Annotated in this window: 9 protein-coding genes and 1 pseudogene; all 10 read left to right on the plus strand. The window is 33.1% G+C overall.

Features of this window, described 5'->3' with window-relative positions:
• Positions 1 to 184 (plus strand): annotated as a pseudogene (locus tag LEP1GSC199_RS21620) (hypothetical protein); the annotation flags it as partial.
• A complete protein-coding gene (locus LEP1GSC199_RS03730; protein ID WP_002977537.1) occupies positions 185 to 811 on the plus strand; it encodes a hypothetical protein in 627 nt (208 codons plus the stop codon).
• A 183-nt stretch (positions 812 to 994) separates the two neighbouring features.
• The gene (locus LEP1GSC199_RS03735) at positions 995 to 1,750 is read left to right on the plus strand and encodes an exonuclease/endonuclease/phosphatase family protein (protein ID WP_002977545.1); all 756 of its coding nucleotides are present in this window, start codon (positions 995 to 997) and stop codon (positions 1,748 to 1,750) included.
• A 286-nt stretch (positions 1,751 to 2,036) separates the two neighbouring features.
• Positions 2,037 to 2,264 (plus strand): hypothetical protein, encoded by a 228-nt coding sequence (locus tag LEP1GSC199_RS03740; protein ID WP_002977541.1) that lies wholly within the window; start codon positions 2,037 to 2,039, stop codon positions 2,262 to 2,264.
• Entirely contained in the window at positions 2,261 to 2,566 is a 306-nt protein-coding gene (locus LEP1GSC199_RS03745) for a type II toxin-antitoxin system RelE/ParE family toxin (RefSeq protein WP_039925991.1), read from the plus strand. The genes LEP1GSC199_RS03740 and LEP1GSC199_RS03745 overlap by 4 nt, the downstream gene beginning before the upstream one ends.
• Before the next feature lie 445 nt (positions 2,567 to 3,011).
• A complete protein-coding gene (locus tag LEP1GSC199_RS03750; RefSeq protein WP_002977535.1) occupies positions 3,012 to 3,983 on the plus strand; it encodes a hypothetical protein in 972 nt (323 codons plus the stop codon).
• Positions 3,984 to 4,209: 226 nt separating this feature from the next.
• Positions 4,210 to 4,731 (plus strand): hypothetical protein, encoded by a 522-nt coding sequence (locus LEP1GSC199_RS03755; protein ID WP_039925994.1) that lies wholly within the window; start codon positions 4,210 to 4,212, stop codon positions 4,729 to 4,731.
• 345 nt (positions 4,732 to 5,076) lie between these two features.
• Positions 5,077 to 5,955, plus strand: a complete 879-nt coding sequence (locus tag LEP1GSC199_RS03760) for a putative phage abortive infection protein (protein ID WP_002977534.1) — start codon at positions 5,077 to 5,079, stop codon at positions 5,953 to 5,955.
• 266 nt (positions 5,956 to 6,221) lie between these two features.
• A complete protein-coding gene (locus LEP1GSC199_RS03765; RefSeq protein ID WP_002977543.1) occupies positions 6,222 to 6,599 on the plus strand; it encodes a type II toxin-antitoxin system RelE/ParE family toxin in 378 nt (125 codons plus the stop codon).
• A complete protein-coding gene (locus tag LEP1GSC199_RS03770) occupies positions 6,565 to 6,882 on the plus strand; it encodes a helix-turn-helix domain-containing protein (RefSeq protein ID WP_002977532.1) in 318 nt (105 codons plus the stop codon). Before LEP1GSC199_RS03765 ends, LEP1GSC199_RS03770 begins: the two co-directional genes overlap by 35 nt.
• Positions 6,883 to 7,137: the final 255 nt, after the last annotated feature.

Raw genomic sequence — 7,137 nt, forward strand, 5'->3', positions numbered from 1 at the left:
ACAAACAGAAAATAGAAATACTTATTTTGCATTATTCCCATCAATTCTGGGAATCTATTATTTAATAATTAATCTTATCGAAGTAAACATTGGAAAAATTAATATCGAGGACATACAATTTCTCACCATTATAGTTCTCTTTATTCTTTCGTTTGGAATATATATGAATATAATCTATTCATAAATGGCGTTTGCTGCTTTCGTCTTATTTACTTTTGCAACCGAATATCTTAATTCAGGAATAAATTTTGTTCTAATAGGAAAATTAGTTCTAGCGTTGGCTATTCTCTTCAACGGAATTGAAAAACATCTTCAATTCTTAAAACTGAACCATCTAAAATTAATTAATAATTCTCGTGACAAATTATTCCTTGGAATTTCCAGTCTCTACATATTTTATCTAATTATAAACCTAATCTTTCACTATTTCTTCACAATTACCTACATTCACAATAAAGATGATTTTGACAAGGCAGACTATAAGTTTATAAATAGCTTAAATATCCTAGAACCAAATGAAAAGATGCAATACCTCTTTCACTTTAACAATTTAGGAAAAAACAATGGATTCGTATTAGTTTCAAATAATAAAATTGTAACCCATGATAAACTTTCAGATATAAATAAAATATATTTCTCAGATATTCACAATATTGAAAAAGAAATAATTTCTGAAGATATCTCACGATTAAATATATTCCTAAAATCAGGAGAATCAATAAACATCACTATCCCTAGAAAAAGAAATAGAGATGAAGAACTATTTTTTTATATCAACAACGAAATAAAAATACTATCCAACGGCGTATAACAGCATGGAAACGCTGCGCTTCGGCACGAGGCCTCGCTTGGGCTACGCCACATTTCCCTTCTGTCACTCGTTTGCAGCCGCAAACTACGTGCCAGTCCCTAACGTCCCATCGGGACTCAGGGTCGGGAAACGTCGTCTCCACTAGTTCGTTAGTCGCAATGTTCGAAAACAAATTTTAAAAAATTGAAAATAATAAGTTGGAATTGCTCAGGAGGATTTAGGAAAAAATATCCGAGAACCTTTAATTTAAAAGCTGATATTCTAATTATTCAGGAATGTGAAAATCCTTATAATTATCCTGAATTTTTCAAAAAATTAGAGCATACTAAATATTTTTGGGAAGGTGAGAATCAAAACAGGGGAATTGGAATTTTTTTTAATGAGACAATAGATCTTAAATTATTAAATTGGAGTTCTGAATTTTCTATCAGTATTCCTGGCGTTATATCAGAGCATTTAAGATGGAATACAAAAGATTTAAAACAATTTTTAGGCGTTTCAATATCGGAAAATCACAATTTGATCGCAGTCTGGACAAAAGGAGGAAAGAATCAATCCTTTCGATATATTGGACAATTTTGGAAATATTTATTAGCGAATAAATCAAACATAGTTGAAAAACCTACAATAATTATCGGAGATTTTAACAGCAATTCAATTTGGGATAAAATTGATAGATGGTGGAATCATACTGAAATTATTAAAATACTTAATAGTTGGAACTATAAAAGCCTTTATCATGAAGCATATACAGAAAAACAAGGTGAAGAGAAGATACCAACTTTCTTCCTTCAGAGAAAGAAAGAAAAATCTTATCATATCGATTATGCATTTTTACCAAATGAATTGCTGAAAAATTCCGAAATTCAATTAGGAAAGTTTGAAGATTGGATAGACTTAAGTGATCATGTCCCTCTAATAATTGAATTTGAGTTTTAAAAAACGAACACTGCGACTAACTGCCGCTACACACTTCGCTTCGGGACTTCGCCCTCGCTCGGCCTTCGGCACATTCCTCTCCGTCACGATTCTTGCTCAGCAAGAATACGTGCCGACGCTAACGCCTCTTCCAGAGGCTCAGCTCCGAGGAACGTCGTGTAGCTAGTTACGTTATACGACATCCAAATACTTTCTTTCTAAATTAAGACAGTAAAAGCAGAAAATTGGGGAAAAAGTAAAAACTTTAAACTTGATTTTTCAACTGAATAGACCAAAGTGTAAATGTATGAGCATTGATACCAAACTCACAATTGCAGATATTCAGAAAATGGATTTTTTGGATCAAATCCAAACACTTGGAACTATTTGGGATTCAATTGTCGAAACAAATCAGCCGATTCCTCTTTCAATAGAAGAAATAAAAGTTTTAGATGAACGCTTTGCTAATGAATCTTCGGCTACGGGAATCAATTGGAAATTCTTTAAAAAAAATATTCAAATAAATACGAAATGAAGCTTTACCCAGTCTGGGTCAAACCCTCTGCGCAAAGCGATATTACAAATGCGTTCAACTATTATGAATCAAAAGTCCCTGGACTCGGAAATAAACTAATAGAAGAAATCAATAATTCATTAAAAAGAATAGAAGTTCAGCCACTCATCGGCGTTGTAATTTATAAAAACTTCCATCAAATTCTAACGAGAAAATTTCCTTTTAGAATCATATATACTTTCCAGAAAGATGAATTACATATATATGCACTTTTTCATCAAAGTAGAGAATTACAAAAGTTACTAAATAGAATTAAAATCTAATCATTAATTGAAAACATGAAAATAGTAAAAATAATTTCAATAGTATCTTCTCTTACTTTTAAATTAAACTGCTCATCCGAGGAAAATAAAAAGAAAAAAGGTGTCAGAATGATCGTAAAGTTCTTCAACTTTGCCTACTAATCAATCAAAATGATTCTAGATTTTGTGATACTCAATCAGCAACTGTCTACTTAAATTGCGGATCGCCTCGATAAGAAATCGATATATATTATCTAAAAACAATAATTCGAGTTAAATTTGGACGTCGTATAACAGCAACTAACCGCTTCGCTTCGGGACGAGCCCTCGCTTGGGCTGCGCCACATAGGCTTCTGGCACTCCCCTTGCATTCGCAAGTGTCGTTCCAGTCCCTAACGTCCCATTCGGGACTCAGGGCCAGCCTACGTCGGTTAGTCTAGTTCGTTATGCGACATGATTAAATTTTATGTATAACAAAGAAATCACAAAGGAAATATTAAACTCTAAGATATTCAAAGAATGGCATTACTTCAAATATCATTTCCAGTTAATTTCTAATGGAATTTTTCTTCATCCCTTAGCCAATTCAATCGCAGTTCTTTGCACTGATCTAGAAAATAAAAAGGAAAATCTTGGGAAATCATACATAAAAAAAATAGGATCAATTTCTGGAAAAGAAAAATATCTTCCTCACTACGAACAATTATTACAAACATTATCTGAGTTAATGGTCGTACATAAAGCTTCAACATTTGATTGGTCACCACGATATGAATTAATTCAAGAACCAACAGCAATCGATAGTAGAAAAAATCCTGAAATAATTATTCAAAATGAATCTATAAAAATAGGAATAGAAGTTAAAAGTCCTGAATTTTTCAAAAAAGCAAACGAAAGATCATCCAAAAGCCAACAAATTTCGACACGAACTCAGATTTTTGAAACTGTCAATAAAAATGAAACTATGCTTCCAAGAGACAATACACTAAAAGATTTCTTACAAAGCGCTAATGAAAAATTTTTACCTTTTAAAAAAGAATCTGAACATTTTATAGGTGTACTTATCGTCGTATGGGACGATTTTATTTATGAACCAATATCAGCTATCGCCCCATATGCAAGAGGTCTATTTTCCGAAAATTCATTCTTAAAGGACAAGAATGGTGAAATTGAGAAATTTCTCGGCGTAGATTGTGTAATTTTAACAAGGCACCTTTTACCTATTGTTAAAGCTACGAGGGATGAATCTTTGCCAGATCTATATCGTTATCCATTAGATTATGGACGAGAAGGTGAATTCCCTTTCAAAGTTTTTTATAACAATCCATGGACGAAGCAAACCATTAATCCTTTAATATATAGTTGCTTTCAGGCAATTGAACCAGGTGCTCATTTAGGAGCTGAATATCTTCCAAGTGACTTCATAAATTGGATTTAGTAACCTTAATCACGTCGCATAACAGCGCCTTAACGCTTCGCTTCGGGACGAGCCCTCGCTCGGTCTGCGACACATAGGCTTCTGGCACTCCCCTTGCATACGCAAGTGTCGTTCCAGTCCCTAACGTCCCGTTACCGGGACTCAGGGTCAGCCTACGTCGTTAAGGCTAGTTCGTTATGCGCAAGATTGCAAAAATATTACTAAATAAGAAAGAAAAGGAAAACAAATGAAAAAAATTCTCGTTTTGATAAGTATTCTAGTAACTTTAGGTGCATGTAAACTCAAGGATTCTGTATCATCCGGTACTCTTGAAAATCCAGACATGGAGAGCAATTTATCATCTGATTTAGTCGAATTTCAGCCTTATCTAGATACTTCAAACAAGATTGTTGATCTAGTTGCCGAAAATAAGTTCAAATCTATAGTTATTGATTATTTTCCACCATTCGAAGGAAAGGAAGAATTTATAAAAAACTTTATTAAAGTTAAACAAACAATTTCTAACAATTATGGGAAATTTACATCTTACAAAAAGAAACAATGGAGTTTCACTAGGAAAATCGAAGACGAAGTTAAAATAATTCAATCTATTAAAATAATTCATTTCAATAAAAGCAAAGCATATCTCTATTTAGATTTTCAAGAAGGAGTTCCAGGTAAAATTATAAGCTTCTATATTGATGATCCACCAGCTCCGAAGAAAATAATTAAATTAAATACTTCAACAACAACTGAATATAATAAATAATTCGAATACTAATCGATTTCATTAGATTTATCTAAATTAAAGTAATTTCACAATATTTAGCATAATAAAATTTGCAATAACCACGATTAAATGAAACATTAAAGTTGCTGAGTATAAAAGCAAAATACACTAAGACTAAATGCTAAAAAAATAGACTTGCAATCCAGCGCATAACAGCGACTTACCGCTACGCTTCGGCACTAGGCCTCGCTCGGCCTCCGGCAAATTGTCCTCCTGTCACTCGCCTTGCTTACGCAAGCTACGTGCCAGTCCCTAACGTCCCTTCGGGACTCAGGGTCGGACAACTTCGGTAAGTCTAGTTCGTTATACGCAAGCGATAAAACAATGATCAAAAAACAGACAATCCTATATTTATTATCAATTACTTCATTTGTATTAGGATTTATTTTCTTAGCATCCTTATTGATACAGTTAAGAAGCATCGGATTTCACTATTCCCCGTTTCAAATAAATTTGGATGAAAGCAATAAAATTGCATCAATAATACAAGGTATTACAGGCACCATTTGGTTATTTACCACCATTTCCCTGCTTTTTCTAACTACTGACATTCAAAAAAGAGAATTTAAAAACACATCAGAAGCACTAAATCGACAAAACCAGGATAGCCACTTCTTTAATCTCATAAACACATTTCTTCATATCCGATCAAACGTCGAATTCTCATTAAATCAGCCAATAACAAATGAAACAGGTAGAATACATGACTTAATACAAAATCAGTATAAAGGGAGTAAATACTTTCAATATGCATTTCATTGGTATCAAATGTATTATGAATATATAGATCCACGAAATAACAATATAGATAGAAAAAAGAAACATAGAGACACGTTAAAAGAAATTTTTAAAATACCTGATTCATTATTTGACAAATTCATTGAAGGGGGAATACTTTCAGAAAACGAAAAAATATTTACGAATTTTACTTTTACAACATTTTACCCATTAATTTCATCAGAGCTGGACAATTATCTAAATTTTCTTACAGAAATTATTACATTTTCAATTGAAAGCATAGACAATAAATTATTCATTAGTCATATTAAATCTATATTATCACCTTATGAATTCACATTACTATTTTACTACTCATTATCAAATGAAAATTTAATGAAAAAACTAAAAGAAATATCATTCTTTAAACACATTAATACATCTTTTTTGATAAAAGAAGAACATAAGCAGTTTTATACTGACTAACTATCGCCTGCGTATAACAGCGGGGAAACGCTGCGCTTCGGCACAAGGCCTCGCTTGGGCTGCGCCACATTCCTCTCCGTCACGCTTCTCGCTCCGCAAGAAGACGCGCCGACGCTAACGCCTACTACGTAGGCTCAGCTACGAGGAACGTCGTCTCCCCTAGTTCGTTATACGACATGTGGCAAATCTAGTGAAAAACTCTTAAAATCGGATTAACGAAATAAAAAAGAATTGAATTTGTACCGTTATTCCGTTACACTTAAAAAGTGAGAGAATTTACAGCTTATAAAGGCGAAAAATTCACTATTGAATGGTATTTTGATGAAAAAGAAAAATCTGATGTTCTAGAATATTTCAATGAACTATCAGACGATTTTAAAATTAAATCTTTGGCTTTGTTCAAAAGATTTGCTGATTTTGGAGAAATCAAAGACAAAACTAAATTCAATTTTGAAGGAGATTCCCTATTCGCTTTCAAACCAATTCCTCACAGGTTCCTTTGTTTTTTTGTAAAAGGGAAGAAAATTATCATTACTAACGCTTTTATCAAAAAAACTGATAAACTACCAAAAAATGAAAAGATTAGGGCTCTCAAAAGAAGGGAAGATTATGAAACAAGAAATAAAAAAGGTATCTACTACTAAATCTACATTTGATCGATTAATGAGAAATAAATCCTTCAAAGCTAAATTTGAAAAGGAATATGATGCTCTTAATCTTTCTGAAACATTAATTGATTTAATGGAATCTCAAAAAGTTTCAGTCAGAGAACTTTCTAAAAAAGCCAATGTTTCCAGCACTGTAATTCAGGAAATTAGAAGTGGGAAACAAGATAACCCTACGTTACTTGTCCTTTCTAAATTAATTCACACCCTTGGTGGAGAAATCGTCATCAAAAAAGGGAAGAAAACTTTAGCCAGTGTCTAAGCCACACGTCATATAACTGACGCTAAACACTGCGCTTCGGGTCTTCGCCCTCGCTTGGCCTTCGGCACATTCCTCTCCGTCACGATTCTTGCTACGCAAGAATACGCGCCGACGCTAACGCCTGCCATGCAGGCTCAGCTCCGAGGAACGTCGTTTAGCCTCGTTCGTTATGCGAAATAATTTAAGAAATTTAATAAAAATAATAATGAAAAAACCAAAAAAATTATTAAGAAGTATAACAGTTATCCGTGGCGT

This window comes from Leptospira vanthielii serovar Holland str. Waz Holland = ATCC 700522 (assembly GCF_000332455.1).
Classification (GTDB): domain Bacteria; phylum Spirochaetota; class Leptospiria; order Leptospirales; family Leptospiraceae; genus Leptospira_A; species Leptospira_A vanthielii.

Excerpts from the sequence above, each read along its gene's own strand:
- LEP1GSC199_RS03730 (WP_002977537.1), top strand. The coding sequence starts at position 185 with ATGGCGTTTGCTGCTTTCGTCTTATTTACTTTTGCAACCGAATATCTT.
- LEP1GSC199_RS03740 (WP_002977541.1), top strand. The coding sequence starts at position 2,037 with ATGAGCATTGATACCAAACTCACAATTGCAGATATTCAGAAAATGGAT.
- LEP1GSC199_RS03745 (WP_039925991.1), top strand. The coding sequence starts at position 2,261 with ATGAAGCTTTACCCAGTCTGGGTCAAACCCTCTGCGCAAAGCGATATT.
- LEP1GSC199_RS03750 (WP_002977535.1), top strand. The coding sequence starts at position 3,012 with ATGTATAACAAAGAAATCACAAAGGAAATATTAAACTCTAAGATATTC.
- LEP1GSC199_RS03755 (WP_039925994.1), top strand. The coding sequence starts at position 4,210 with ATGAAAAAAATTCTCGTTTTGATAAGTATTCTAGTAACTTTAGGTGCA.
- LEP1GSC199_RS03760 (WP_002977534.1), top strand. The coding sequence starts at position 5,077 with ATGATCAAAAAACAGACAATCCTATATTTATTATCAATTACTTCATTT.
- LEP1GSC199_RS03770 (WP_002977532.1), top strand. The coding sequence starts at position 6,565 with ATGAAACAAGAAATAAAAAAGGTATCTACTACTAAATCTACATTTGAT.